The organism is Arthrobacter sp. CJL-S3, assembly GCF_056711635.1.
Genome location: NZ_CM160046.1, coordinates 3,798,113 through 3,824,165, shown reverse-complemented (window position 1 = coordinate 3,824,165; position 26,053 = coordinate 3,798,113). Strand labels below are relative to the sequence as shown.

Annotated in this window: 30 protein-coding genes; 12 read left to right on the top strand and 18 right to left on the bottom strand. The window is 66.6% G+C overall.

Going from position 1 to position 26,053, the window contains the following annotated elements; genetic code table 11:
• The first annotated feature begins 59 nt into the window (after positions 1–59).
• Both AC06G6_RS17585 and AC06G6_RS17580 read left to right on the top strand, forming a co-directional pair.
• Positions 60–824, top strand: coding sequence for a GOLPH3/VPS74 family protein (locus AC06G6_RS17585; RefSeq protein WP_479824226.1), 765 nt, complete (start codon positions 60–62; stop codon positions 822–824).
• A 122-nt stretch (positions 825–946) separates the two neighbouring features.
• Positions 947–1,777 (top strand): GOLPH3/VPS74 family protein, encoded by an 831-nt coding sequence (locus AC06G6_RS17580; RefSeq protein WP_479824224.1) that lies wholly within the window; start codon positions 947–949, stop codon positions 1,775–1,777.
• Between the two features lie 73 nt (positions 1,778–1,850).
• Here AC06G6_RS17580 and AC06G6_RS17575 read toward each other — a convergent pair whose 3' ends face one another.
• The 6 genes from AC06G6_RS17575 to AC06G6_RS17550 form a co-directional block, all read right to left on the bottom strand.
• A complete protein-coding gene (locus AC06G6_RS17575; RefSeq protein WP_479824222.1) occupies positions 1,851–3,440 on the bottom strand; it encodes a long-chain-fatty-acid--CoA ligase in 1,590 nt (529 codons plus the stop codon).
• On the bottom strand, positions 3,437–4,663 hold the full coding sequence (locus AC06G6_RS17570; RefSeq protein ID WP_479824220.1) for an acetyl-CoA C-acetyltransferase: 1,227 nt from the start codon (positions 4,661–4,663) through the stop codon (positions 3,437–3,439). Before AC06G6_RS17570 ends, AC06G6_RS17575 begins: the two co-directional genes overlap by 4 nt.
• Positions 4,664–4,788: 125 nt before the next feature.
• The gene (locus AC06G6_RS17565; protein ID WP_479824218.1) at positions 4,789–5,499 is read right to left on the bottom strand and encodes a TetR/AcrR family transcriptional regulator; all 711 of its coding nucleotides are present in this window, start codon (positions 5,497–5,499) and stop codon (positions 4,789–4,791) included.
• A 51-nt stretch (positions 5,500–5,550) separates the two neighbouring features.
• Entirely contained in the window at positions 5,551–6,810 is a 1,260-nt protein-coding gene (locus tag AC06G6_RS17560; RefSeq protein WP_479824216.1) for an NYN domain-containing protein, read from the bottom strand.
• Positions 6,811–6,906: 96 nt separating this feature from the next.
• Positions 6,907–7,272 carry a hypothetical protein gene (locus AC06G6_RS17555; RefSeq protein ID WP_479824214.1) on the bottom strand — a complete coding sequence of 122 codons (366 nt, stop codon included), beginning with the start codon at positions 7,270–7,272 and terminating at the stop codon, positions 6,907–6,909.
• 370 nt (positions 7,273–7,642) lie between these two features.
• Positions 7,643–7,873, bottom strand: coding sequence for a zinc-ribbon domain-containing protein (locus tag AC06G6_RS17550; RefSeq protein WP_479824211.1), 231 nt, complete (start codon positions 7,871–7,873; stop codon positions 7,643–7,645).
• Between the two features lie 237 nt (positions 7,874–8,110).
• Here AC06G6_RS17550 and AC06G6_RS17545 point away from each other — a divergent pair, with 237 nt between their 5' ends.
• Together AC06G6_RS17545 and AC06G6_RS17540 are read left to right on the top strand one after the other, a co-directional pair.
• A complete protein-coding gene (locus AC06G6_RS17545; protein WP_479824209.1) occupies positions 8,111–9,286 on the top strand; it encodes a zinc-dependent alcohol dehydrogenase in 1,176 nt (391 codons plus the stop codon).
• Positions 9,287–9,346: 60 nt separating this feature from the next.
• The gene (locus AC06G6_RS17540; protein ID WP_479824207.1) at positions 9,347–9,601 is read left to right on the top strand and encodes a DUF6480 family protein; all 255 of its coding nucleotides are present in this window, start codon (positions 9,347–9,349) and stop codon (positions 9,599–9,601) included.
• Positions 9,602–9,727: 126 nt separating this feature from the next.
• Here the strand turns inward: AC06G6_RS17540 and AC06G6_RS17535 are convergent, their stop codons facing one another.
• The 3 genes from AC06G6_RS17535 to AC06G6_RS17525 all read right to left on the bottom strand — a co-directional run bounded on the left by AC06G6_RS17535 (position 9,728) and on the right by AC06G6_RS17525 (position 11,273).
• Positions 9,728–9,931 (bottom strand): hypothetical protein, encoded by a 204-nt coding sequence (locus AC06G6_RS17535; protein WP_479824205.1) that lies wholly within the window; start codon positions 9,929–9,931, stop codon positions 9,728–9,730.
• Positions 9,932–10,217: 286 nt separating this feature from the next.
• A complete protein-coding gene (locus AC06G6_RS17530) occupies positions 10,218–10,667 on the bottom strand; it encodes a MarR family winged helix-turn-helix transcriptional regulator (protein ID WP_479824203.1) in 450 nt (149 codons plus the stop codon).
• 117 nt (positions 10,668–10,784) lie between these two features.
• A complete protein-coding gene (locus AC06G6_RS17525; protein ID WP_479824201.1) occupies positions 10,785–11,273 on the bottom strand; it encodes a PRC-barrel domain-containing protein in 489 nt (162 codons plus the stop codon).
• Between the two features lie 294 nt (positions 11,274–11,567).
• Here AC06G6_RS17525 and AC06G6_RS17520 point away from each other — a divergent pair, with 294 nt between their 5' ends.
• The 4 genes from AC06G6_RS17520 to AC06G6_RS17505 all read left to right on the top strand — a co-directional run bounded on the left by AC06G6_RS17520 (position 11,568) and on the right by AC06G6_RS17505 (position 13,824).
• Positions 11,568–12,383: a hypothetical protein gene (locus tag AC06G6_RS17520; RefSeq protein WP_479824200.1), complete on the top strand. Its 816-nt coding sequence runs from the start codon at positions 11,568–11,570 to the stop codon at positions 12,381–12,383.
• Positions 12,384–12,391: 8 nt separating this feature from the next.
• Complete coding sequence (locus AC06G6_RS17515) at positions 12,392–12,802, top strand: phage holin family protein (RefSeq protein WP_479828746.1); 411 nt, start codon at positions 12,392–12,394, stop codon at positions 12,800–12,802.
• An 18-nt stretch (positions 12,803–12,820) separates the two neighbouring features.
• The gene (locus AC06G6_RS17510) at positions 12,821–13,429 is read left to right on the top strand and encodes a DUF3618 domain-containing protein (RefSeq protein WP_479824198.1); all 609 of its coding nucleotides are present in this window, start codon (positions 12,821–12,823) and stop codon (positions 13,427–13,429) included.
• Positions 13,430–13,518: 89 nt separating this feature from the next.
• The gene (locus tag AC06G6_RS17505; protein WP_479824196.1) at positions 13,519–13,824 is read left to right on the top strand and encodes a hypothetical protein; all 306 of its coding nucleotides are present in this window, start codon (positions 13,519–13,521) and stop codon (positions 13,822–13,824) included.
• An 82-nt stretch (positions 13,825–13,906) separates the two neighbouring features.
• On the opposite strand, the gene AC06G6_RS17500 is transcribed toward AC06G6_RS17505, so the two are convergent.
• The 4 genes from AC06G6_RS17500 to AC06G6_RS17485 form a co-directional block, all read right to left on the bottom strand.
• Positions 13,907–15,202 carry a cation:proton antiporter gene (locus tag AC06G6_RS17500; RefSeq protein WP_479824194.1) on the bottom strand — a complete coding sequence of 432 codons (1,296 nt, stop codon included), beginning with the start codon at positions 15,200–15,202 and terminating at the stop codon, positions 13,907–13,909.
• The gene (locus tag AC06G6_RS17495) at positions 15,193–17,166 is read right to left on the bottom strand and encodes a pyruvate kinase (RefSeq protein WP_479824192.1); all 1,974 of its coding nucleotides are present in this window, start codon (positions 17,164–17,166) and stop codon (positions 15,193–15,195) included. The genes AC06G6_RS17500 and AC06G6_RS17495 overlap by 10 nt, the downstream gene beginning before the upstream one ends.
• A gap of 125 nt (positions 17,167–17,291) precedes the next feature.
• Positions 17,292–17,684: a hypothetical protein gene (locus tag AC06G6_RS17490; protein ID WP_479824190.1), complete on the bottom strand. Its 393-nt coding sequence runs from the start codon at positions 17,682–17,684 to the stop codon at positions 17,292–17,294.
• A gap of 116 nt (positions 17,685–17,800) precedes the next feature.
• Complete coding sequence (locus AC06G6_RS17485) at positions 17,801–18,004, bottom strand: three-helix bundle dimerization domain-containing protein (RefSeq protein ID WP_479824188.1); 204 nt, start codon at positions 18,002–18,004, stop codon at positions 17,801–17,803.
• Positions 18,005–18,193: 189 nt separating this feature from the next.
• On the opposite strand from AC06G6_RS17485, the gene AC06G6_RS17480 reads away from it, so the two are divergent.
• Positions 18,194–18,451, top strand: coding sequence for a hypothetical protein (locus tag AC06G6_RS17480; protein WP_479824186.1), 258 nt, complete (start codon positions 18,194–18,196; stop codon positions 18,449–18,451).
• On the opposite strand, the gene AC06G6_RS17475 is transcribed toward AC06G6_RS17480, so the two are convergent.
• Together AC06G6_RS17475 and AC06G6_RS17470 are read right to left on the bottom strand one after the other, a co-directional pair.
• Positions 18,417–19,826, bottom strand: a complete 1,410-nt coding sequence (locus tag AC06G6_RS17475) for an NAD(P)-binding domain-containing protein (protein WP_479824184.1) — start codon at positions 19,824–19,826, stop codon at positions 18,417–18,419. The genes AC06G6_RS17480 and AC06G6_RS17475 overlap by 35 nt on opposite strands.
• Positions 19,827–20,160: 334 nt before the next feature.
• Positions 20,161–20,733 carry an MOSC domain-containing protein gene (locus tag AC06G6_RS17470; protein WP_479824182.1) on the bottom strand — a complete coding sequence of 191 codons (573 nt, stop codon included), beginning with the start codon at positions 20,731–20,733 and terminating at the stop codon, positions 20,161–20,163.
• 117 nt (positions 20,734–20,850) lie between these two features.
• Between AC06G6_RS17470 and AC06G6_RS17465 the strand changes: the two genes are divergently transcribed.
• Positions 20,851–21,393: a DM13 domain-containing protein gene (locus AC06G6_RS17465; protein WP_479824180.1), complete on the top strand. Its 543-nt coding sequence runs from the start codon at positions 20,851–20,853 to the stop codon at positions 21,391–21,393.
• Positions 21,394–21,458: 65 nt separating this feature from the next.
• Here the strand turns inward: AC06G6_RS17465 and AC06G6_RS17460 are convergent, their stop codons facing one another.
• The gene (locus AC06G6_RS17460; RefSeq protein WP_479824178.1) at positions 21,459–22,649 is read right to left on the bottom strand and encodes a DUF4872 domain-containing protein; all 1,191 of its coding nucleotides are present in this window, start codon (positions 22,647–22,649) and stop codon (positions 21,459–21,461) included.
• Between the two features lie 274 nt (positions 22,650–22,923).
• Between AC06G6_RS17460 and AC06G6_RS17455 the strand changes: the two genes are divergently transcribed.
• The gene (locus tag AC06G6_RS17455) at positions 22,924–23,319 is read left to right on the top strand and encodes a nuclear transport factor 2 family protein (protein WP_479824176.1); all 396 of its coding nucleotides are present in this window, start codon (positions 22,924–22,926) and stop codon (positions 23,317–23,319) included.
• 70 nt (positions 23,320–23,389) lie between these two features.
• Positions 23,390–23,776 (top strand): hypothetical protein, encoded by a 387-nt coding sequence (locus AC06G6_RS17450; RefSeq protein WP_479824174.1) that lies wholly within the window; start codon positions 23,390–23,392, stop codon positions 23,774–23,776.
• Positions 23,777–23,788: 12 nt separating this feature from the next.
• Here AC06G6_RS17450 and AC06G6_RS17445 read toward each other — a convergent pair whose 3' ends face one another.
• Together AC06G6_RS17445 and AC06G6_RS17440 are read right to left on the bottom strand one after the other, a co-directional pair.
• Positions 23,789–24,820 (bottom strand): hypothetical protein, encoded by a 1,032-nt coding sequence (locus AC06G6_RS17445; protein ID WP_479824172.1) that lies wholly within the window; start codon positions 24,818–24,820, stop codon positions 23,789–23,791.
• An 87-nt stretch (positions 24,821–24,907) separates the two neighbouring features.
• Positions 24,908–26,050, bottom strand: coding sequence for a serine hydrolase domain-containing protein (locus AC06G6_RS17440; protein ID WP_479824170.1), 1,143 nt, complete (start codon positions 26,048–26,050; stop codon positions 24,908–24,910).
• Positions 26,051–26,053: the final 3 nt, after the last annotated feature.

The following is a 26,053-nucleotide window of genomic DNA, read 5'->3' as shown; positions in this document are numbered from 1 at the left end:
TGGTTTCCGGCTTGTAAATACTCGTTGTGGTGGCGGCGCAACTGAGCCACCATGATCGTATGGACGCTCAAACACCCAAGGCGGGGGAGCTCAGTCTTCCCCAGGCTTTCCTCCTGCTGGCAACCAACGACAGCGACGGCAAACCTGCCGTGCCGGTATACGCACTCAGGACCACGTTGGCCGGGGCAATACTGGCCGAGCTGGACCTCCTCGGCGCCATCGAGCTGCAGGGCAAGCACGTCAAGGCGACCGGCACCGCCCCGCACACGGACTTCCAGCGCGAGCTGGAGCTCATCCGGGGCAAATCCCGGCCCCACACTCCCAAGCGGTGGGTCGCCATGCTGGAGGGCCGCGCCGAGGTGCAGCGTGTCTACGAGCAGATGGCCTCACGGGGCATCGTGGAACCGGTCGGCGAGAAACACCTTGGTCTGTTCAAGTCCATGCGGTACCCGGAAAAGGACCACGGTCCGGAAGCTGCGCTCCTGCAACAGATCGAAGCGGCACTCATCGTTGCGCCGCCGGAACCCGTGAAGGCCGACGCCACGGTGCCCGAAACCAAGCCTGAAACCGGGGCGCCCCGTGCCGAGGCGCCCGGTGGCGAACCTGGTTCCACAGCCCCCGATGCCAAGCCTTCGCCCAAAGCGCCCGATGCCCGAACCGCGGCGCTGATCGCCCTGCTTGACGCGGCCGGGCTGCTCGGTAAGCTCTTCCCGGCAGCAGATCAGAGCCGGGTGAGGGAGCTGGCGAATGGACACTGGCCCTCCCATGCGGTGGTGGACGAACTGCGCATGATCAGACTGGCGGAGGTAGAAGCCGTAACCTAGCCAACCGTCGTCGGCTGCAGGCCAACGGCGTCATCCACGCGTCGATCAGCACGCCTGATCTGCTCCGTAGAGGGGTACAAATCCTCATTGTGGGGGCGGCGCAACTGCGCCACCATGAGCGTATGGACGCTCAAACACCTGAAACACCCACGGCGGCGGAACTGAGCCTTCCCCAGGCCTTCCTGCTGCTGGCAACGAACGACAAGGACGGCTCACCTGAAGTGCCGGTGTTTGCACTCAGGACCACCCTGGCCGGGGCAATACTGGCCGAGCTGGACCTGCTCGGTGCCATCGAGCTGCAGGGCAAGCACGTCAGGGCGACCGGCGCCGTACCGAAAACGGACTTCCAGCACGAGCTGGAGCTTATCCGGGGCAAATCCCGGCCCCACACTCCCAAGAGCTGGGTCTCCATGCTGGAGGGCCGGGCCGAAGTGCAGCGCGTCTACGAGACGATGGCGTCACTGGGCATCCTGAAACCCGCCGGCGAAAAACGCCTTGGTCGGTTCAGGTCCACGCGGTACCCGGAAACGGATCACGGTCCGGAAGCTGCGCTCCTGCAGGGAATAGAGGCGGCACTCAGCGGTGCGCCGCCGGCACCCGCAAGGGCCGATGCCAAAGCGCCCGAGACAACGGCCGATGCCGAGACGCCCGAGACCACGCCCGCTGCCGATGCGCCCGCTGCCGAGCCAGGGGCCGCGGCGCCTGGTGCCGCACCTGAGTCCGCGGCGCCCGGTGCCGCCCCCGTTTCCAAGGCCCCCGTTGCCAAGGCGCCCGATCCCAGGATCACGGCGCTGATCGCCCTGCTTCACGCCGCCGGGCTGTTCGGCAAGCTCTTCCCGGACGCAGACCGGACCCGGGCGGGGGAGCTGGCGAAGGACTATTGGCCGGCCCGCGCGGTGGAGGACGAACTTCGGCTGGTCAGACTGGCGCAGGAAGAAGCCGCCACCTTGTGACGCTGCCTGTCAGGCGGGGGTGTTTTGAGTTTCCGGGATTTCCCGGGTCCCATCTGCTGGGGCGCACTGCCTTCTAGGACCCGACGGGCCCGGTCACCAGGTTTCGCTTGAGGATTTTTCCGCTGGGGCCGAGAGGGAGCTCCGTGAGCAGCCTGATGACGCGCGGATACTTGTACGCGGCGAGCTGGGCGCTTGCGAATTCCATTAGGTCTGTTTCGGTGGCGGCGGCTCCCGCGTCGAGCACGATCGCGGCTGCAATTTCCTGGCCGTGGACGTCGTGCGGGATTCCGTAGACCGCGGCGCTGACGACCTCCGGGTGGGTCAGGAGGATTTCCTCCACCTCGCGGGGGTAGACGTTGTAGCCGTTGCGGATGATCATGTCCTTTTTGCGGTCGACGATGGTCAGGTAGCCGTCGTCGTCCTTCGTCCCAAGGTCGCCGGTGCGGAACCAGCCGTCGACGATCGCCTCGGCGGTGGCATCGGGCCGGTTGAGGTAGCCCTTCATCAGCAGATGCCCGCGGATGACGAGTTCGCCGAGTTCGCCCGCGGGCAGCAGCTCGATGCTTTCGACCGTTTCGGCGCGGGCGATTTCGATGTCGACTCCCCAAATGGCCACCCCGATGGTGCCGGGCCGGGGTGGGGTCCCGACATGGTTGAACGCGGCGACGGGGGATGTTTCGGTCAGACCGTAGCCTTCGTGGATTTCCACGCCGAAGACATCGCGGAATTTGTCCATGACGGTGAGCGGGAGGGAGGCGCCGCCGGAGATGCCGTAGCGGAGGGCAGCCGGGCGGACATCCGTGGCCTTGGCCGCTTCGAGGAGCCCCACATACATGGTCGGCACTCCCAGGAAGATGTTGACGTTGTGCCGGGCCATCAGCTTGATGGCGCCTTCGCCGCTGAACCGGGGCATCATGACGATGGTGGCGCCCGCCCGCAGCCCCGCGTTGAGAACTACTGTCTGGCCGAACGTGTGGAAGAGCGGCAACCCCCCGAAGAGGACATCGCCCGGCTTGAAGTCCATGACGGACGTCAGTATGACGGAAGTCTGTTCCACCAGGGCGAAGTGGGTGCCGAGGGCTCCCTTCGGTTTGCCGGTGGTGCCGGAGGTGTACAGGATTGTGGCGGTGTCCGAGGGCCTGCAGGGGACGTAACTGCGGATCGGCTCGGCCGCGGCGGCCTCGGCTTCGAGCCGCGGCAGCCCGCCGTCGTCGGGCGCCATCACGGTCAGGAGATCGGTCCCGGTGCTGGCGGCACCGGCTGCGCCTTCCTTCAGGAGCGGGGCGGCGCAGATCAGCATCCTGGCGCCGCTGTCCTGGAGCACGTATTCGATTTCCCGTGCCTTGAGCAGTGCGTGCACCGGAACCACAATGGCGCCGAGCGACAGGATGGCGTAGTACACCCGGGCGAAGTCCGCGACGTTGGGGATCAGCACGGCGACGGCGTCCCCGGGGCCGATGCCGCGGGCCCGCAGTGCCCCGGCGTAGGCGCGGGTCTCACTCCAGAGGTCGCCGTAGCTGGTTTCGTCCTCACCGACGATCAGTGCGGTGCGGTGCGGGGTCCTTCGAGCGGACTCGGCCAGGATGGCTGCGACGGAGGTGGTTCCGAAGCCCTCTTCGGGATTGGTGGGGTTCATGGCCTGCTTCTTCGTAGGGATGGTCATGCCTTCAGGATCAGGGCGTCGCCCTGGCCTCCGCCGCCGCAGAGTGCGACGACGCCGGTGCCTCCGCCTCGGCGCTTCAGCGCCAGCGCCTGGTGCAGGACCAGACGGGCGCCCGAAGCCCCGACCGGATGCCCGAGCGCGATGGCGCCTCCCTCTGCGTTGATTTCCTCCGGATCGAGGCCCAGGTCCCTGGCGGACTGGATGAGCACGGAAGCGAAGGCTTCGTTGATCTCGACAAGATCGAGCTCCTGCGCGGTGAGGCCCTCCCGTTTGAGGGCGAGTTCAATGGCGCGGGCAGGTTGGGAGTGCAGGGATCCGTCCGGTCCCGCCGTCTGGCCGTGCGCGCCGATTTCGGCAATCCACTCGAGCCCGGCCGCTTCGGCTGCGGCCTTGCTGGCGATCACCAGGGCGGCGGCACCATCCGAGAGCGGGGAGGAGGATCCTGCGGTGATGGTCGCCGTTTCGTCGTTCGAGAACGCGGGACGGAGCTGTGCCAGGGATTCGGCCGTGGTCTCCGGGCGGATGCCCTCATCGTGCTCGAGGGTCACCGCGGGCCCCTTGCGTTGGGGAAGGTCGATCGGGGCGATTTCCTCGGCGTACACGCCGGCGGCGCGTGCTGCCTCGGCCCGCTGGTGCGACCGCGCTGCGACGGCGTCCTGCTCGGCGCGGGTGATACCGCGTTCGGCGTTCCCGGCGTCCGTGGCCGTGCCCATCAGCAGGCCGCTGACCGGATCCTGCAGCCCGTCCTTGTTCAGCGAATCCAGCATCGGGGCTTCCCCGATGACGACGCCGGCGCGGAGCCCGGGCACGAGGTGGGGTGCGTTCGTCATGGATTCCTGGCCGGCTGCAACGATGAAGTCCGCTTCCCCCGCCCGGATCATCCGTGCGGCGTCAATCACGGCTGTCAGGCCGGAGAGGCAGAGCTTGTTGACCGTCACGGTGGGCACGTCCCAGCCGATTCCGGCGGCTAGACTCGCCTGCCGCGCCGGACCCTGGCCGGCCCCGGCCTGGATGACCTGGCCGACGATGACTGCTCCGATTTGTTCGGGGGCGACCCCGGCGCGGTCAAGGGCGGCGCGGATGGCGTGGGCGCCAAGGTCGCTGGAGGAGAAGGGTGTGAGGCCGCCGCGGAAACGGCCGAAGGGGGTTCGGGCGCCGCTGAGGATGACGGGGATATTGGCGTTCTGGTTCAAGCCGGATTCTACGGGCGACGTCGTCGTCATGTGTTTGTCCTCTGTCTCGGCGCCGGGACCTGGTCGCCCGCGTGCTGTGGCTCACACCACATCGACTAAGGATGCATTGAAACGCGGTTCCACGTCAAGAAACTCAGTTTCACGGCGGATCGACGTCAGTGCAGCGCTTCGCGGACCGCCTGCACTATCGCGTCCTTGTCGGCGCCCGCGGCAAGGACGGTCACGACGACGGACGGGGACGGCTGCGCTGGCGTGCCGGGGCCGAGCAGCGCTGGCCGGAAGATCTCCGAGAGGGCCCGAAGTTCATTCGCGAGTGCGGCAGACCTGTCCCGGTCAGCCGTCACTGCTTCCGGGCTGGAGGCTGCAGTGCGTAGCCACCCCCGAAGGAAGGCGTTGTGCACGGCGACCGCCGCTGCGGCGAAGGAGACTGCCTTGTATTCACGATGTTCGATGTCGGGCAGTCTATCCAGCAGGTGCTGCACGAAGGCCCTCTCGTACCGGTAGGACGTGACCAGTTCGCGGTCCCGGAGTGCCGGCACGGCCTGCATGAGCTCATAACGCGCGCGGGACGTTTCCTGGTTCCGCAGGTGGTGATTGAAAACCAGCAGCGCCGCATCCTCGATCGCTGCGAGCGGTTCCTGGATCGTTTCCGCCAGACGGTCGGTGACCTGCCGGAGGATCCGCTCGTGGTCAGCGAAGACGACGTCCTCCTTTGACCCGAACTTGCGGAAGAACGTGCTGCGGCTCATGCCGGCGGCGTCCGCAAGGTCGTCAACAGAGGTTGCGTCATAGCCCTGCCTCGCCAGGAGCCCGATGGCGGCGGCCGCGGGAGCGTCGGCATGGTGGCTTGGCAGGTGCGGGATCATGGGCCGAAATCTAGCACAACGGCCGTCGCCGCCTTGGCGTCGGAAACATTGCTAGTCACGGGAGTCGCCGGTCTCCGTGGACTCCAGCAGACCGCCGCTGGCCCAGCGGCGCACCGCGGACTTCTCGGCGGCGTCGAACTCCAGCAGCGCAACGCGGCAGAGTTCCTCCACGTTCGCGGTCCAGGCCGCTGCCAGATCTGCGGCCGTCGCCTGGTCGTTGAGCTGGAAATTGGCGTAGGCGAGGCCCTGCAGGACAAAGTTCACCGCGTTCCGGGAGACCGGCTGGCCCGCGCTGACGCAGTCATCCCGGACCAGCCGGGACAATTCGGTGCGGTTGAGCGGATGCTCACGAAGCCTCGCCGCCATGGCCAGGAACACCTGCCGGAACTGGGCCTCGGACAGTGCTGGAACATCCGTCACCCGGGTGACCTGCTCCTCGATGCCGGGCTGCAGGTCCGCCGGGGCGGGAAGGTCCTCGCTCGAAAACCGCTTGGCGTCCCACACCCACCCGCCCTGTGCCGGCGAGTATTCGATGCTTTGGCCGATCTGGGCCACCCAGGTCCCGAATTTGCCGAAGCCGCCCCAGTCCGTCTTCAGGGACGGGTCTGCGGTGAGCGCGCGGTGGGCCACCATCGCGCCGACCACCGGTCCCGGAGCGGTGCGGACGAACTCCAGGACGTCACGGACCGCGGGCGAGGCCGCCTTGGTTTTCGGCGTCGCCGCGGCCGGGGCGTGCTGCTGCTTCGGGGATGCCACCGCGTGAACCGGCTCCACCGTGGTGCCGTTGAGGATGGCGACGAAGTCGTGGGATTCCACCACATGGTCCGCCATCTCCCGGTAGGCGAAGGCCACGGCGCCGGCGGCGATGACGGTGGTCATCCGGTCGGCGGCGCGGAACCGCTGGATCAGGGACGTGAAGTCGGCGTCGGCCGAGGCGATGAAGAACTCGTCGATGCCGCCGCTGCCGGACAGCGCGTCCATGGCTTCCAGCACCAGGTTGATGTCTGTGCTGCTCTTGCCCCGCTGAGTCAGCGACGGGCAGTCGATCACGCGGAACCCCGCCCGGGTCCAATAGGTCCGGTACTTCGAGTACACCACGGGGTTGAGATAGCAGTTGCGGATCAGGAAGCGCCGGGATTCCCCGCCGGCACCGCCGTCGGCCAGCGCCTCCGTCCAGTGCTTGGGATCCTCGGCGAACCGTTTGGCGGCGGCCGGGTCCAAGGCCATCAGGCCGGTGTAGACGTTGTCGAAATCAACGAACATCGCGGCGCGGACGCCGGGCCGCGCGGACCGCTGGAGAGGATCACTCATCGGCTCAGTGTGCCAGCAGGATGGCCGGACAGGCCAGATTTGACCCCTTGTGTTTCTCTTCTGCCCCGAACGTCCGGAGGCACCCTGGCGCTGCGGCTACGGGCGCGGTTGACGGGCGGCCTCGTAGGACGGCTTCCGTAGTTGGCCCGCCCATCCGTAGGTTCCCGCACCGGGCAGGGGGCGCCTCAGCGGGTCGAACCTCGTGTTGAGGTCTGCCTGTTCCGGGTCGAGGGTCAGCAGGAGAGTGCCGAATCGGGTCCAGGGCCCGGTGGGCCGGGCATGGTAGAGGCCCAAAGTCCAGGTGTTGGCGGCCAGTGACTCGCGGAATGACGCCGGGGTGGCCGGAAGGCCCCTTCCGGTCGACTCCGGGCGGGCTGCCAGCAGAACCGGCCCCGTCGATCCCTTGTAGGGCATGAGTGACGTCAGCTTGCTGTTACTGGCATAGCGGTGAGCGGTGAGCATAAGTCGTCCAGGCCAGGACATGGCCGTTGATGCCAATAAAATGTCCGCCGGACCTGACTCCGTGGTAATCCGCAGCGCCAGGCCGAGGACGTCAGGCCAGCCCGGGGGCATGCCGATCGACCGCGATAACCGGGCGCTCACCGCAGCAGTGCCGGGGGAGTCTATCCACAGGATTCCGCTTTCCCCGCAGCCGGGCCACCGTTCGATGGTTCCGGTGAGGGCCACGCCCGTGGGGTGGATGGGTCGATTGGGGCGCACGGCCTTCAGGGCTTTGAAGGCGGCAGCGAGAGTCTGGCCGGCCGCACCGCTTAAGGAGATTCTCATGCCATGCGTTACTGCTGAGCAAAACAGGATTGGGCGCCGCAGGCTTTCACCAGGCCACCGCCTTCTTCTGCCGGGCATTGATGGCGGAAGTCTGGCCGCAGTTCGTGCAGGAGATCCGGTAGGTCCGGGACGTGGTGAGGACCGGGATGAAAAACAGCGTGAACTTGGTGGCGCGTTCCTGGAGGTGGTGGTGAACGAACCGGCCGCAGTACTGGCAGGTTGCCGGCCGTCCGGGGAGGTTGTTCAGTACGGTCTTGAGGCCGAAGAGGAGAAGCATGGCTGGTGCCTTTCAGGGAGTTCGCCGGTTAGGGGCCGGGCAGGCCAAGTAGTAAGCATGCTTTGCTTTCTCAGTCTACGCGCAAGTGAAGAGTTCCCCCCGAAACCTCCTCCTGTTCACGCCTGCGGGCCGAGGCTCTCACCGTCCTCGGCGCGCAGGGAGCTTTTCATCGACGCGGTGACGAGCAATAATCAATTGCTCAGCATACTTATTATTGCTATCTGAACGGAGTACGGCATGAGAGCACTTACCTGGCAGGGAAAGCGGTCGGTCAGCGTCGAGGTGGTTCCGGATCCAGTGATCCAGGAGCCCACGGACGCCATTGTGAAGATCACGTCCTCGGCGATCTGCGGTTCCGACCTGCACCTGTACGAGGTGCTCGGGCCGTATATGAAGTCCGGGGACATTCTGGGACACGAACCCATGGGCATAGTCCAGGAAGTGGGGTCCGCTGTTACGAATCTTGTGCCCGGGGACCGCGTGGTCATCCCGTTCAACATCTCCTGCGGACACTGCTGGATGTGCAGGCAGGGGCTGCAATCCCAGTGTGAGACCACGCAGGTTCATGACCACAACAGCGGTGCGAGCCTCTTCGGATTCTCCGAGCTCTACGGGTCCGTCCCGGGCGGCCAGGCGGAATACCTGAGGGTGCCGCATGCAGACTACGGGCCGATCAAGGTGGGCCATGAGCTGCCTGATGAACGCTATCTCTACCTCTCCGATATCCTGCCCACTGCCTGGCAGGGGGTGACCTACGCCGACGTCCCCGAGGGCGGCACGTTGGCAGTCTTCGGCCTCGGTCCGGTGGGGCAGTTCGCCAGCCGAATCGGCCGCCACCTCGGCCAGCGGGTCATTGCGATAGAACCGGTTCCGGAACGCCGCCGCATGGCAGAACGGCACGGAGTGGAAACCATGGATTTCACGGACGACATCGGCGACCAGCTGCGCGAGATGACCGGGGGGCGTGGCCCCGATGCGGTGCTCGACGCCGTCGGGATGGAAGCGCATAATTCCCCCGTCGGCGCGTTCGCCCAGCATGCAGTGGGGCTCTTGCCCGACGCGCTGGCAAAAAAGGCCATGGAAACGGCCGGTGTGGACCGCATGACCGTCCTCCACTCAGCCGTGGACGCTGTGCGGCGCGGCGGCACCATCTCGCTCAGCGGAGTCTACGGAGGCACGGCAAGCCCGATGCCCCTGCTCACCATGTTCGACAAGCAGATTCAGTTCCGGATGGGCCAGTGCAACGTCCGGAACTGGACAGACGACCTCATCCCCCTCGTGGAAGACCCGAGCGACCCGCTGGGCGTGATGGACCTCAAGACCCACGAGGTTTCCCTGGACGGCGCCGCGGCCGCCTACGAAATTTTCCAGAAGAAAGAAGACGGCTGCATCAAGGTGATCCTAAAGCCCTGAACGGGGCCGCGCAGCAGCCTGTCTGTCCAGGTCCAACCGAGAGCAGTGAAAGGCATAACCATGAGTACGTATCATCCCGAAAATGATCCCGCCAACCCCGACCCGCCGCGGGCGGACGGCGGAAAGAATCCGGGCGTGCCCGAATACTCGATCCCGGATCCGGCCGCGTCGGGTGACACCGATGCGGGGGCCTCGGCCAACCCCGATCCGCTCGAGGGCAAGGTCACCGGGTTGGAGCCTGGCGGGGGAGTGCCGCCGGGAGAGACCCCTCCGGCCGAGGACCAGATGAGCCGCGATCAGGGGCACAGCGAGTAGCCGCCCGGGGTCCGCGCCCGCGGGCTGGGTGCGTGTTGTGACATCGGAGACGACGCGCGGTTAAGCCGGGACGACGACGGCGGGAGACTCCCGCCGTCGTCGTGGCGTTACGTGGTGAATGGGGTGCTAGGAGGAGACGGACTCGAGGGTGGCGGCGCCGTGGTTCAGGCTCAGCGTGAATGTGCCAGGGCCGCTGGCGTGGACCGCGATGTTGCTCTTCGGGGTGTTGTGCCGGACCGAGAGGTCGTGGATCAGGGAGTCCAGTTCGTGGTGCATTGTGGAGCGGTCCCAAAGCTTGTGGGTGACAGAGGTGGCAGTTTCAAACGTCATTGTTCAGTGCTTCCATTCGTGATCCGGGTGTCCGGCCGCCGCACCGATGCGGAGCCGCCGTAGGGCCAAACCGGGAACGCTCCGAGACCGCTGGCGGCTCTGCGAGCTCACCGGTTTGGCCTCATTGCGTCCACCAGGATGGGTAAAGCTGTCCAGGCCGGGAATTATCCGTCCCCGCCTGCCTTTCCATAGTGCACAGCGCGGCGCTGCCGCCTCAAGCTGATTGCGCATTGTTGCCCGTGAGACTCATCACAGGCGGGCAGGGCGAATCCGGTATGCCGGTGGATCAGTTGCGGGTTGAATCCCGCGCCTGTCGGGGATCCGGGAAGGAATGCACAAACCGGGAGAGTTGCTCCCGGAGGATTTCCCATCCGTCAAAGTCTGAGGGGAGGGCGGCGCTCTCAGCGTCACGGGCCGCTCTGAGGGCCGTTTCCCCGGCGTCGGTTATCTCTACCTGGAACTGGCGGCGGTCATGGGGGTCTCGGGTCCTCGTGACCATGCCTTCCGCCTCCAGGCGCGTCAGGACCCGGCCCAGGGTCTGGCTTTGCACGTGGACGACTGCGGCGAGTTGTTCCTGGTTCATGGGTCGGTGTGACATGGCCTTGAGTGCGATGACTGCTGCCCGGGTCAGGCCCAGCGGTGCCAGGGCCTCGTCAAAGCGGCGCTGGACAAGGCGGGCAGCCGTGGTCAGAAGCAGATAGCCGTCCCGGACGTGGTCCTGCGGATCGAGGGGCATCGGTGACGGCCTTCCTTGAGCGGAACAGATGACGGCCTTCCTTACTTGGGGAAAGGCTCAAACAGGGAAAGCAGGTCGGGCTCCGGCCTTGGCCGGAACCCTGACCCGCCCCCGCCGCTATCGGCGCGTGTTGTGGTCGCCGTCCGTTCTGATGTGTTCCTTGCGTACTTCCTCATCGACGGGTACGTCGTCGGTCATGGGTTCCGTGGTGACGTACTTGCGCAGCAGCACCCCTTCGCGGCGGTCTGCGTCCAGGCCGGCTGTCGCCTCGGTGTAGGTCCGACCTCCCCCGCTCAGACCATAGTGGGCGTAGAGCCGGTCCTCCTCGTCGGGCTCAAGGCGCCCATCGGTGTCCACCCGGGGAGCGTCCTTCACCTGCTCCTTCGTGTACGGCACAAGGATGTCGCCCCCCTCGACGCGGGCTCCTTCCAGCGGGACGAAGGATTCCGACATGCCGAAGAGCCCGGTCTTGGCCGTGACCCAGGTTGGCTGGCCGTTCTCATCATCCGCGTATACCTGGCCGATGGATCCGATCTTGTCCCCATCATTCGTCAGGACGTTCCCGTTGCGCTGAAGCAAGTCATCAATATGTTCCCTGGCGAGCATGATGCCTCCTTGGATCTGTCGTGCAGCTTGGGCTGCAGCGAATCCGTGGGGATTGCTGCATAACCACCATAAGCATGCTTAGTAAGTACTTGGCAAGCCTACTTACCAATTTTTCACCACGGGCGACGCCGGCCGCCGGAACGCGCGAGCTCTATGCAGTTTTTGAATATGACCGGAAGTCTTGCGAAACAATCAGGAAGTGTGCTTACTATTTAATTAGTAACCGTGCTTACTAATTCACCGGCACCGCGGGTTCAAGACTCACCTCCGGGCCCTTCCTGAAAGAGAGCAACGATGACAGAGAACCAGTGGCCCCAGACGACCCCAGTAGGCTCCGCGGACGCCTACCCGACCACGGGCACAGTGCCCTCCGGCGGTGCGGCGGGCTCCGCGTCCACCACCGGAACTGCCGGCTCCGCGTCCACGACAGGAACGGCGAAAGACGAAGCGGCGGCCGTCGCCGGGCACGCCGCAGCGGATGTGAAAAACGTGGCCGGCACTGCCAAGGCAGAGGTTGCTAACGTCGCGACCGAGGCAAAAACGAGTGCACTCGGCCTGCTGCAGCAGGCAAGAACCGACCTCACGGACCAGGCGGGCACGCAGCAGCAGCGAGCCGCGGAAGGGATCCGCTCAATTTCCTCGCAGCTGAGCACCATGGCCGATGCCTCCGACCAGCCCGGCGTCGCAACTGACCTTGTCCGGCAGGCAGCCGAGCGGTCCCGGTCCGTGGCCACCTGGCTTGAGAACCGGGATCCGGGATCCCTGTTGGAGGAAGTGAAGTCCTTTGCCCGCCAGCGCCCGGGAACATTCCTGATGGTCGCAGCCGGCGCCGGGCTGCTCGCCGGCCGTCTGGGACGAAGCCTGCAGGCCGGCGCGCCGGGCACGCAGGCCCGGCCCTCGAAGCCCGCGCAGCCGTCGCCTCGGGTGGCGGTTCCCGCACACCAGGAGACGGTTATTGCCGCTGGATCCGGGGACCGGTTCTTTGACGGGCCGGACCTTCCCGGCACGGCCGGTCCCGTTTCGACCCAGACTTTGCCGTCCGGTACGGCAGCCGATACGACGCTCCGGGACGAAGTTCCCTTTCCTCGCCGGGAAGGGGGCCAGCTGTGAGCCACGAGATGCCAGAGGTACCTCCGACCGCGGCGCATGCCAAGGCTGAAACGACGTCGCTGGGTGATCTGCTGGGCGAGGTCACGCGGGACATGTCCACCCTGATGCGGCAGGAAGTGGAGCTGGCGAAGGTCGAGCTCAGGCAGTCCGCGACCCGTGCCGGCAAGGGCGCCGGGATGCTGGCCGGCGCCGGCGTCGCCGGTCACTTTGTCCTGTTGTTCCTGTCCCTGGCGCTCTGGTGGGCGCTCGGGACCGTCATGGGCCTGGGCTGGTCCGGTGTCGTCGTGGCCCTCATCTGGGGAGTCGTCGCCGCGGTCCTGGCAGCCAGGGGCCGCAAGGAACTCAACGCGATCAAGGGCATGCCCCAGACCGCCGAGACGCTGCAGGAAATCCCGCCCACGCTCAAGCCCACCACCTAAACACAGCGAGGAACCACGATGAGTGAAAACCCGGATGTCATCCGAGCAGATATCGAAGCAACCCGCGCACGGCTGGGCACCAATGTCGATGCCGTCGCGGACAAGGTCACCCCGTCCAACATCGTCCAGCGCCAGACCGACAAGGTGAAGGAAAACGTCAAGGACGCCGTCTTTGGAGTGAAGGAGAAAGTCATGGGAGCTGCCGACCACACCGCCGGCAATGTCCACTCCGCCACCGGGACCGCCGGGGCGCACCTGGGAGATGCCGGCGCGGCCATCGGGGACGCCCCCGCACAGGTCAGGACCAAGACCCGGGGCAACCCGCTCGCGGCAGGCCTGATCGCCTTCGGGGCCGGCCTGCTGGTCTCCTCCCTGATCCCGGCCAGCCAGAAGGAACGCGAAGCCGCCGATGCCCTGAAGACCGCGGCCGAACCGCTCACCACGGAACTCACCGAGGCCGCCAAACACGTCGCTGAGGGGCTCAAGGAACCCGCCCAGGCCGCGATGGAGAACGTCAAGGCCACCGCCGCTGACGCGACCGAGCACGTCAAGGCCGAGGGCCAGGGCGCCGTTGCCGACGTCAAGGACCGCACCGCCACGGCCAAGGACAACGTCCAGCAGGCCTGATCCCGCTGGCACCCGGCCGGCCGTCCTGCGCTCACGCGCCGGGCGGCCGGCAGTTGGGCGGCTCTGCCGCCAGGATGCAGGAGGCCACGATGACGAAGACACCACTGGAAGATTTCCTCAATGAGTGCGTCGCCCCAGATCCGGACGGGGACGGGCTCAGCATGGAAGAACTGTATGGTCTGTACCTGAGCTGGTGCGGGCTTGAAGGTCTGACACCCATTCGCACCAGGGCGTTCAGGGCCGGACTGCGCGCTGCCAACATAGGCGCTGAACACCATGGAAGCAGGTGCCCCGGCCTGAGGATGGCCGGCCCGGCTGCCTGCGACTACCTTGTCCACCGCGAGCTCCCGCTTGTCGTGCTGGACGCTCCGGCGGGACACCTGACCCTGACCTAGCCGCCGGTCCCCGAACTCGCCGCGTCCCTTCCCGGCCGGCTGGGCCGGGGAGACCGCGGCTCCGTGCCTGCCGCCTGACGGGCTACGGTCGGGCCCGCTTGGGCCGGAAACGGGGGAGGGGTATGTGCTGTCGGCTCAGCCCCCGGGCGGGCGCGGGCGTGACCGGCACCGGGCCGCCGGGCTCCGGCCCCGCTGCGGCAGCGGCCCGTCCGTAGCGGGCGGCCAGCGGAGCGGCACTGAGGCCGTGGGCCAGGACGCTGAGCAGGACGGTGGCCGCGATGACGGCCACCGCCCCGTCGGACACGGCCCCGAGGGCTTCCAGCGCCAGCAGCGCGAACACAAGCGATGCCAGACCGCGCGGACCGAACCACCCCACAAACAGGACGGTGGAACGGTCGAGGCCGGCGCCTATCGTGGCCAGTGCCACCGGCAGCATGCGCACCACCGTAAGGCTGAGGACGGCGTACACGAGCGTCAGGGGGACATAGTTCGCCAGCATCGTCGGAACGGCGATGGCTCCGAAAGCCAGCCACACGAGCAGTGAGACCAGTCCGCTCATCTGCTCGACGAAGACCAGTTCGGCCGGACCCCGCTGACCGGCGCACGTGCCGAACGCCAGCCCGCCGCAGAACGCGGCCACGAACCCGTTGCCGCCCACGGCGAGGGCAGCGGAGTAGGCGAGCAGGCTCAGGGCGAGGACTCCGATGCCGGCGAAGTCCTCGACGGCGGTCCCGCGCTGGCGGGCCAGCTGCAGCAGCCACCCGCCCAGGGCGCCGACCGCCGCGCCGACGCCGGCACCGATGAGCAGTTCGACGGCGGCGCTGCCGGGGCCGGCGGCGCCCTCCAGGCCTGCCGCGGCGGCGGCGCCGGCGATCGCGACCATCACGACCGGGGTGGCGATGCCGTCGTTGAGGCCGCTTTCGACCGTGATCAGCTGGCGGATCCGCGACGGCACCGCCGGATTCGTCACCACGGGGACCCCGAGGGCAGCGTCGGTGGGGGCCAGCGACGCGCCGACGAGGAGGGCCAGCCACAGCCCGAACTGGGGGAAGAACCAGATGGCCAGGACCCACCCGAACACGATTGTCAGCGGCAGGCCGACTCCCAGCAGCCGCACGTACCGGCCCACGTCCCGGCGCAGCTGCTGGAGGGGCAGGCGGGCGGCGTCGGAGAAGAGCACCCAGACCAGCGTGAGCTCGAGCATCGGGGTGAGACCCTCCGGGGGCGAGGAGCCGTCGACCAGCCCCGACCAGGCCAAGGCCGCTCCCACGGCGGTGAACACAATCGGAGCGGTCAGGTCCGCCTGCTGCAGCCGCTCCGAAACCAGTGCCCACGCGAACAGGAGGGCAGTGATCAGGACTATGGCCGTCAGCTCCATGATGGACCCGCGCCCGCGCCCGCGCCCGCTGCCGTGTCCGGTTCCTGGCCTGCTTCCGGGCCTGCGTCCGCCCCTGCATCCGGCCGCGCGTCCGGCCCCGCTTCAAGGGCGCCGGTGCCGTTCTGGTCCCAGGCGCGGAGCCGTCTGAGGAGGCTGCTTTTTTTCTGCGTATGGTCCTGCATCCGGCCGAGGATGTCCGCGAGCATGCTGATGGCCTCGTTGATGAAGGGTCCTTTGTTGAGCATGACGCACTCGGCGCGCTGGGCCATGGCGGCGTCCGTCACTTCGGCCCGGGACGGCATGCCGGTCCGGGCGAGGGTGTCGAGCACCTGGGTGGCCCAGACGACCGGGACGTGGGCAGCCTCGCAGAGCCACAGGATTTCCTCCTGGACCTCTGCGAGCCGTTCGAAGCCGGCTTCCACGGCGAGGTCGCCGCGCGCGATCATGACGCCGACATCGGCCCACTTCATGAGTTCAAGCAGGATGTCCGGCAGTGCTTTGAAAGCCGCGACGGTCTCGATTTTGAGCAAAATGTCCAGGTTCCGGTCCCGCTCCGGGTCGAGGTGGGCCAGGAGTTCCCGCACGTCCGTGGCTCTTCGGACAAAGGACATGCTGACGATGTCGGCCAGTTCCCTGACGTGCTCCAGATCGGCGGCGTCCTGCTCGGTCAGGGCCGAGACGGTGAGCCGCGAGTCCGGGAGGTTGATGCCCTTGCCTGCGCGGAGCCGCCTGCCCTGCGGCGCGGCGGACGTGATCCTGACCGTGAGCTCTCCCGGCCCGACGGCGGTGATCACTCCGCCGATCTTTCCGTCGTCGAACCAGATCCGTTCCCCCGCGCGGGCATCCGCCAGCGCGCTGGCGAGCGTGCACCCGATGCGGTGGTTGTCCGTGGACGTGCTGTCTGCAGGGTCCAGGTTGCTGCTCAGCACAAGGCTGTCACCCTGCTGGATCAGCAGGCCTTCCTCCACGGCCGGGAGTTCCCCAACCTTGACGGACCGGCGCCCCGAATCGTGGCGGCCCTTCTTGCCGGCCGCCGGGTCCAGGACAGCGGTGAGTTTCGTCCCGGGTGTGAAGTAGGCCGTCTTGGCCAGCGTTACGAGGCACCCGGTGGGGGTCGTGTGCTCGACCACGAGGGTGCGGCGGGCTCCGCGGGCATCATCTAGTTTGATTTTCTGGCCTCGCCTCCGGGAACCGGCCCACGCGTTGTTCTCCAGCGGAATCACCGGCAACTCCGGGCCGGGCGCTGTTTCAGGTGCGGCGCCGAGCCACACGCGTCCCGGTTCCAGGACCGTGCCCGTCTTGCTGCGGACCGGCTTGACCCGGAGCACCCGGGGGCCAGGGCGGACCGGGCCGGTGCGCAGTTTGGGGCCCGCGAGGTCCATCGCGATAAGGCACCGCTTCCCGGTGCCGTTTTCTGCGGTCCGGATATGGTCGACCATGTGCCGCCACGCCTGGGGCCCGTCGTGGGCGCAGTTGATGCGGGCCAGATCCATCCCCCGCTCGACCATGCCGCGCACCAGCGATGCGTCCGTCGCCGCCCCGCTCGGCAGAGTGACCATGATGCGCGTGGACCGGTCTTCCGGCCTGGGTCCGAGGAGGTTGACAGCATTCCGGGCGAGCATCTCGCCGCCATCCGGAAAACCGGAAGGGGCCGCAGGGTGCTCGGCATCAGGGTTGACCAGCCGGGTCAGGGTCCAGATCAGCGTCTCGATGCTGGGAAGCACGTGTGATTCAGTGCGTCCGAGCGAGGACAGGCCGTACTTGGAGAGCCGTACTTGGAGATCGCGGATGTCGTGGCGGCGCAGCTCGGTGTAGTGAACGAGGTTGAGGGCACTCTCGCGGTGCCGGGGTCTTACGGCGTCGATCCGGCCGCCGCTGCGTGTTTCGGCGTGCTTGATGCTGCGCCGGAGCCTGATGACTTCTTCAAGCAATGCGCGCAGGTCTTCGATCTCCGCATTGGACACGAGTTCTTACTTCCGTGCGTCGCCGTCGCGGTCCACTGTGGGCGTGGCGGAACTGGCCATGCTCAATTTTAGGCGGGTTGGTCCTGCCCGGGCCTGTGCCCAAAGTCCCTAGGGTAGAAAGGGAGCTACGGCCCTGTGTGGAGGATGGTGCCGCCTAGGTTCTTCTGGATGAGTTTCGGGTCTTCGCTTACTACGGTCCAGTTTTTGCCGACGTTGATCGCATTCTGCCCAGCCGACTTCGCGAAATCAAGCTGCTGCTCCAAGTACATGTCGCTGCTGTAGGTAGCAAGGAATAAGAACTCGCCACAGCTTCCCGAGGAGGAGGCGTACTTGGCAGGTGGTGTGTTCAAGACCAACTCCGGGCATCGCAGGCCAGCGGATTCCACAGCATCCTTCAAATCTTCAATCGTCTCGAATGTCCCACCGTCCGCCGGCGGTGGCGTGACATCGGAAGTGGAACATGACACCAAGGAGACAGCGATGATGGCTGTGGCAGTACCCAAAGTAAGTCGGTTCATATCTGGTCCCCAATCAGAAAACTTTTCCGTCGCTCCAGCCTAGGCCAGCCCAGGCATCAGCAACCTACCCAGAACGATGTTGTCCACGAGGGTACCCGGACTGGGTTTTCGGCTGCCTAATTATTGAGCTCACGGTGGAGCCGGGTGCGGGCGCTGTTTTCGATCAGCGTCGGGATGTAGATTCTGATCCGTCCGGTTTCCAGCGCGTCGTATTCCTCCGCGACGATTCCTTCAATGCGGTGCCGTGGCGTCGCGGGGAAGCGGGGGGCGAGGCGGTCCGCAACCTTGCGGATGGTCGGTTCCCTCTCGGCGTCGCTCACTTTTTCATTGTGATTCAGGGCCGATTTCGGCGTCAAGCAACTTTTGCCGCGCGTGGGCGGTGGCCGGGGTTGCCCCGGGCTGACTTCCCGTGCTGGGCAGACGTTCCCCGTGCAGGTGCGTTAACCGGCCGTTAATCGGGCGCGCCTACGCTGGAGAGGACCCATCTCCGATCACGGGAAGGCGCCGCCATGAGCTTCGAAGGAAAGTCCGGGAGGAATGTTCACGGGAGTGAGCTGAGGCGCGGGCAGGAGGTCCACGTCCGGGTCGGCGACCAGGACTTGGGCATAGGTATCGTCGATGAAGTGACCGTCGACGGCGGCGGCGGCGTGTGGATCTTCTTCGCTGGGACCGCGCCGCGCCGCATCCCCACCGACCACGCCTTGACCGAATTCACCGTACTGGAGTCCGAAGCTACCCGTGCTGTCCCGTGGGGGCCGCCGCGGTGAGGGCCGCGAGGGCGCCGGTGTCCGCATTCTCCGACGGGCCCTGCAGGTAGCGCGCCAGGCTGTCATCCATGGCGTTGATCCAGCGTGTGTGGTGCCGCGCAGCCATCGTGCCGGTCATCACCGAACGGTGCACGTTGTCCCGGTATCCGAGGATGTTGTCTTCCTTGTCGTGCATCCACTGCTTGAACAGCGCGGAAACGGTGTTCAGATCGAACTCCGGGTAGTCCGTCAGCGCGATGAGGTCGCGCAGATAGTCCGTCTGGTAATCCGCCTCGGCATCGTGGCTCGCCAGGGCAGCCTGCCGCTCCAGCCAGACCGTGATGTCGGCTGCCCGCTCCGCGGCGTCCGGCAGCTCGATGCGGCCAAGCATCACATCGCGGGCGAACCACGCCTGCGCGTCGAACATGTTGAAGGTGTAGTACTGGTCCTGCGCGCCGAGGTAGAAGAGGTTGGTGTTGTCCTGCCAGACCACGCCTTTGTAGAGGTGGTCCGGGTAGAGCACGTTGCGCGACTTCAGCGACAGTCCGCTGGGCAGGAACGGGTACTTGTGCTGGTAACCGGTGCAGAGGACGACGGCGTCGAAGTCACCGGTGGTGCCGTCGCTGAAGTGCGCCGTGCTCCCCTCGAACCGTGTCACCAGGGGGCGTTCCGTCGCGTTCTCGGGCCAATCGAAGCCCATCGGGGCGCTGCGGTAACTGAACGTCACGGACTTCGCACCCATTTTATGGGTCTGCATGCCGATGTCCTCGGCGGAGTAGCTGCTGCCGATCAGCAGGATGTTCTGGCCGGCGAACCGTTCGGCGCCGCGGAAATCGTGGGCATGCAGCACCTCGCCCGGGAAGTCGCCGATGCCCTCGAACTCGGGGACATGCGGGAAGGAGAAGTGGCCGGTGGAGACCACGAGCTTGTCGAAGACGTGGGTCTCGGTGGTCTCGGTGGCCAGGTCCTCGACGGTGACGGTAAATTCCTGGGCCTGTTCGTCATAGGAAACCCAGCGGGCCACCGTATTGAAACGTACGTACTTGCGCACATCGGATTTTTCCACCCGGCCCTTGATGTAATCGAAGAGGACCTCGCGCGGGGGATAGGACGAGATTGCCCGGCCGAAATGCTCATCGAAAGTGTAGTCGGCGAACTCCAGGCACTCCTTCGGGCCGTTGGACCACAGATGCCGGTACATGCTGCTGTGCACGGGTTCGCTGAAGGCATCCAGGCCGATCCGCCAGCTGTTGTTCCACTGCCCGCCCCAGTCGCCCTGCTTTTCAAAGCACATGATGTCCGGGACGCTGGCTCCTGCCTGCCGTGCCGACTCAAACGCCCGTAGCTGTGCCATACCGCTGGGGCCAGCCCCGATAATTCCGACTCGCATTGACATGCCTACTCCTGTTCGTTGGATCTTCTCCATCAGATTCGACGCTCGGAAGGCATGCGGTGGCTGCGAGGCACACCGGCCGCACCGCAGACGGCGCAAAGGCGCACGGCGGATAACGGCTTCTTCAATGACACTGCCGGCGCGGCTGCGCGCCGGGCCTCGATAATCAATCCCTGCCGGCCTGTGCCTGCAACGGGAGAAAGGGCCACGGGTGTTTGCTGTCGGCAGGAAAATGGTCCTGCACGACTGTTCCGAGCGGTCCGCCTACGATCCAATAAGGTCGGCGGTCCTCTTGCATTATGCTCATCCGGGCTGTGGATAAGTCAAAAGGAGGGCTCTACGGCAGCCGGGACGGCCGCAGCAGAGTTGGCGTGCCGGCCTGCTCGGGATCCAGCGGTACGGGGCTGATCAGCACGGCCGGACCGCGGTACAGCAGGCCGTCCGAGAGCGACTGGCAGCGCACCCCGCCCCGCCCGCGCATGGCCGCGTGCGCCCCCGGGGCGAGCATCTGGTCCATCCAGGCGCAGGGATGGGCCGGACGGCCGGCCCGGAGCCGCACCAGTTCCCCGCGTGACTCGAGCGCGAAGTCTCCGCCGATAAGGGGAGCCAGCTGGGCGCCTCTGATGACCACATTGCGGCGGGTCAGGAGCGGGTCGAACGGTCCGGCTCCGAGTTCCGCGGCCATCGCCTCGAGGGCCTCGACCGCGATCAGCGTGACAGCGGCGTCCATGTGTGCGGCCTTGCCGAAGAACCGGTCGCCGACGATGCCCTTGCCCGCCACCAGCTGCACCCGCTCGGCGTCCGTGGTCGGGACGTCCGCTGCGCCCTCGCGGGCGCGGCCGAAGTATGCGTGTGCCGGGGACACGAGGAGGTGCACGATCTCGACGTCGTACCTGTAGCTGGCCGTCATGCCCTCAAACTACCCTCCCTGGCAACGCCCGGCACATCCGCGCGCCGTCGACAGACTGGCGGTCCGGTCCCGCACTGTCGTCCGGAACCCCGCTGCCGGTCCGGCCGTTGGAAAGGCATGAACAGGCGCCTTGCCATGCCCGTCGCGGTCCTCCTGACCGCCGTCGCGGTCGCGGTCGGGCTGTATCTGTTCCAGCCGTGGCGGATCTTCACCAGTTCCACCGTGACCGAGGGCATTCCGGCCGTTGCGCCGACCAGCCAGGCCGCCAGCCAGGCCGCGGCGCCATCGGCTGAGCCCACCGCGACCGGGCCGCGTGAACTCGTGACGGGCGGACTGATCAGCCACGAACATGCCAGCTCCGGAACCGTGAAAATCCTCGAACTTCCCGACGGGCGCCGGATTCTGCGGCTTGAAGGCCTCGATACCTCGGACGGCCCGGACCTTCGGGTGTGGCTCAGCGACGCCCCGGTGATCCCGGGACCGGCGGGCTGGCATGTCTTCGACGACGGGGCCTACCTCGATCTGGGTGCGCTCAAGGCCAACAAGGGCGATCAGAACTACGAGATCTCGCCTGCAGCGAACCTGGCCGACTACAGCTCGGTAAGTATCTGGTGCGCGCGTTTCGCTGTTTCCTTCGCCGCCGCCGAGCTGACGGGTTAGGCACCGGTCCGGCGGCCGACCAGCATCCCTTGGCCGCAGCTCGGACCGGACCCGAACGGCGACTGTCAGGTGGCGGCCCCGAGGAGGGCGTTGGCCGCCGTTTCCTCGTCGAGCGCCAGGGATTCCAGGGTTGCGGCCAGGTCAGCGAAATGCGCCGCGCGGTCCCCGGCCGGGCAGCCCGGATCGATCATGTCCGCCAGCCCGTCCCATCTAGTTCCCAGCGCGTCGTACTGCGCAGCCACATCCCGCAGGGCAGCGAGGCCATCAAGTCCTGCGGCCTCCTCCAGGAAACGGGCGTACAGCGGCCGGAGCGCACCGGGCCCGGACCATTCATCGCCGGCCAGGAATCCCTGGACCTGGGTGAGCGCCTGGGACCGCCGCTGGTCGTCGGCGAACATGGCTGGCCACCCTTTCCTTGTGCGGGTGTCGCGCAAGCGGTCCGCCCAGGTCCGGATTCCGCTGATGCCGAAGTTCCTGCTGAAACGCTCGGGGATCCCGGCCTGGCCGTGGGTGCTGAGCAGCGCTTCTGCCGTGTCCCGGATCGCGGACCGGACATGTGCTTCGTGAACGTCAGGATTCTGCGTTCCACTCCCGGTCACGTGGGCCTGCCAGTGCTTGTCGGTCTTCCGGCCTGCCCTGGCGGCGGCCAGTTCCGCCGGGCCGCGGGCCTCCACCCGGCCGCCGCCGTCGTCGATGAGATACGTGCCCTCGCTGCGTCCGGCCACCACAACATCCGCCGATTCTTCATATTCGGATATGGTCCCGGTCAGCCTGCCCGGAGTCAGCCGAACCACGACGGCGGCCCCGGTGTCGAGAGCGGACTCGAGCCGGGTCCTTGCCACCGCGGGACTGCCGGTGGTTTGCTGCTCGATGGCGGCCCCCGACCGGGCGATCAGATTTCCCACGTAGGGGCCAGGGTGGAACCGGGTGACCACCGTCGCCGTCGTCACCTCCTGATACTCGAAGGTGAACATCATAAAGCCGATACCGCCGGCCAGCCCGGCCAGCATCGCCTCGCTGAACGGCTCCCCGGTCAGCGGATCGGCGACTCCGGCGTGGGCCAGGACCCGTGACCACAACCCGGCGTCACGCTGGGTGGCAGTGGCCTGGGGCCGGTATCCGGGTAGCAGCCCGGCAGCCGGGGCCGGGGCCGGCGCCGATGAGGCGAGCAGCTGACGGCGGGCAGCCGTGTAGCTTTCGCCGGTCTTGGCCATACGTCCCCGGATCCGGGCTTTGAAGCGTTTGTTCTGGACCATGCCGCTCGCTTTCGATCACAGCCAATGCAGGGAGTCCCACGCACTTCCGCACCGGCTGGCACCGTCGAAAGGAACCGATCATCCTACCCGGAGGCCTGACCTCCTTTGCCTTCTGTGAGCCGGCAGCGTGGGTTCCGGAACGAAGGTTAGGCGCTGGGTCCGCCTGTTGCCCAACAATATGGCCGATACAGTCCGCCCGCAACACCATGGGCAACGCCAGGCGGCCAGGCGACGGCTGTGGCGGAAACCACCCTGCGGGAGCACAATGCATGGCATGGAGCCAACGACTGTGGATCAATCCAAGGCAAACGAAAAAGTGGTCAACCGACTGATCGCCTGCATCAACGACCGTCGGGTTGAAATCATGGACGAGCTGTTTCATGACGACGCGGTTATGCACTGGCCGCAGTCCGGGGAACTGGTGCGCGGCGCCGAGAGCCGGAGGGGAATCTACAGCGCCTTCCCGCAGTTGCCGACCATCACGCCCCGCAGACTGGTCAGTGGCGGGAACCTGGTGGTCGCCGAGGCGTCCTTGGATTATGGCGGCCCGAAGTACGAAACGGTCTTCATCTTCGAGTTCCGGGACGGCAAGATTGCCAAAGAAACGGCGTACTGGAGTGAGGCCTTCGAAGCGCCGGCCTGGCGCGCCCAGTGGGTGGAGAAAACCTAGCGAGCAATCCACGGCGTAGCCTGTTCCCAGCCAAGGGAGATACTGACGGGAACGAAAGATGGGGATCGTGATGACGCCGGACGAATTTGCCGCGTTGGCCGCCTGCTCGGTGCTGGCCTGCCTGGCCGTCTTTCAGTGCGCCCTGATCGGCGGAGCGCCGCTGGGCCGGCTGGCGTGGGGCGGACAACACGAGGTCCTGCCGACCGGGCTGAGGTTCGGCAGTGCACTGTCAATAGTCCTCTACGCCGTGTTCGGCTACGCCGCGGCGGCCAAAGCGGGCCTGGTGCTGCCCCTGGTCAATGAGAGTGTCGCTTCGATCTCGATCTGGGTGCTGACGGGGTACTTCGCGCTCGGTGTGATCATGAACGGGATATCCCGGAGCAAACCGGAACGCTTTGTTATGACGCCCACCGCGCTCGTCCTCGCGGCCCTCTATTTGATCCTGGCGATGGGATGACGCCAGCCCGGGTCAGGCAGCCTGCTTGGCAAGGTGGCTCACAAGACCGGCCACGTTGACCTTGTAGGGGTGGACGTCGCGACGCTCCATGTACGCCAGGATCGCCGCAGACTTTCCCGTGTGGCCGAGGACGACAGCTGCCAGCGGTCCTGTCATGCTCATGGACGCGGCCTGGGAGTAAACGACCCGGGTGGCGACGGCACGCCGCTGGGCATTGGACATCATGCCCCAGAGCGTCCGCGCCAGACGCAGGTAGGACCCGTAGGCCACCTTGAGCAGCTCAGTGATTCCCTCCTCCGAGTAGTACCTCACCCCCTCGACGGCGAGGCTCGACCCGGGCCAGACGCGAATTGCGGCGTGGACACTGCGCAGCACCGCTGCGGCCGCCCCGGCCGTGGTTCCGCTCGTCGCGTCCAGCCGTTCGGCGTCGAAGACGTTCCTGAAGGTCAGGAAATCGAGCTTGAAGCTGCTGGGGACGGCGGCCCACGTGTGGAGGAAGAACGCCAAGTCATCATCGGGCCGCAGATTCGCCGTCAGCGCCTCGAGTACCGCGAGAGGTTCCTGATCAAGAAGTGCCTCAAGCTCCCCGGTCTTGGTTCCCGGTTCCCCCGGGGCCGACGGTGCTGAGCGTCGGAGCCGCGCCTGCAAGGTGACGAGCAGCGGGCGACGGCGTTCCTCGTCGCCGCGCGGGAGCGTGGTCCCCGAAACGGGCGCTGGTCGGTGGCCGTCCGCGGAGATTCCGCCGGGCGCGGGCAGCCCGGCCGCGGGGGCGCTGCCCTGGCCAAGGAGCTGGGCGACGGGCAGCGGCGTCAGCCGCCTCCGAAGGGCCGGCAGCGCCAGGAACTGCGCGCAGACAATCAGGGCGGTCATGACGGCCGCGACCAGCAGGCTGGGCAGGATTGCTCCCGGGCCCCAGTACCGCCAGAGGATCCGCACAATCACGTAGACGTTGACCGCAAAGATCGCGGCCGCGAAGACCTTCCGCCAGGTGGTCAGCTCGAGGCGGCGCCTGAAGCGCGGCGCATCTGCAATCGGCCAGTTCACTGTGTCCCCCCAAGACCCGAACAGTAATTGAAGGACACGCTACGCCACGTGACGGGCAGAGGAACGCAAGGCTCCACAATGGCGCCGTCAGCAGGCGGCATTCAGCGCTTCCACCACGGTCTCGGCCATCTCGTCCACGAATCCGTTGTCCCTGACACCGAAGGGGCCGGGTGGATGCGTAAATGACATGGAAACCTGTCGCGAACCGTCCGCGCTGGAGACCGAGAAGGTTCCGTACCCCGGCAGATCCCCTCCGTGGCCGTAATAGAAATTGTTGGTGCACGTGTCGTTCCAGCGGCCAATGCCCAGACCATAACGCGCATAGAGCGGGCTTTGCATTTCGGCCACCAGGGCCAACGGCAGCAGCTGTCCCCGCAGCAGCGCCGAATAAAACGTGTTCAGATCGCCCACGGTGGAGATCAGCCCGCCGTCGGGCGACCCGACGAGCATCTCGATACTGCTGACGTCCCTGCGCTCGCCGAAGACGGTGATGTAGCCGCGGACCATGTCGCCCGGAGCTGGACCGGACTGGGTCATGGCAGTTCCCTTCAGATTCAGCGGCTCCACGATGTCGGTCCGCAGGACATCGCCGATGGGCCGGGCGCGAAGCCGCTCCACGATCATTCCCAGGGCGATGTAGTTTGAATTTGAGTACTCAAAGCCCTGGGCAAGTTTCCGTTCCCACTTCTGGGTTCCCGCCAGGGCGAGCCGCTCCGTGTGGCTCAGCGGGGTATCAAACACCTCGCGCAGGCTGCCTTGCTGCAGCATCGGGATCACATAGTCCGGCATGCCCGACCGGTGCTGCAGCAACTGCCTCACGGTGACCTGCTCGGGTGGGCGCAACAGGCTCCCGACCTCGGGAAGGATCTGGCTGACGTGGTCCTCAAGCCCCAGCCGTCCCTCCGCAACCAGCTTGAGGACCGAGACGGCCACGAAGCTCTTGGTCACGCTACCCACCCATACCCGGTCGCTAATCCGGGCAGGCTCCTCGCTTTCCAAACTCCGCACACCGTAGGCCTTCGACCATTCTTCGCCGCGCATCTTCGCCTGAACCAGAACCGCGGGCGCTCCGGCGTCGCGCATCTTGTTGGCAAACTCATCAAGAGAGGTCGTGACGTTGAGGGTGGTGGGGGATGGTGGACCGGTGGGCTGGGGCGCCGGAGTGCATCCCGTCGACGCTGCCAGGACCGCCGCAATAACGCCGGCCCACATGGACCAGGACGCGCGCACCCA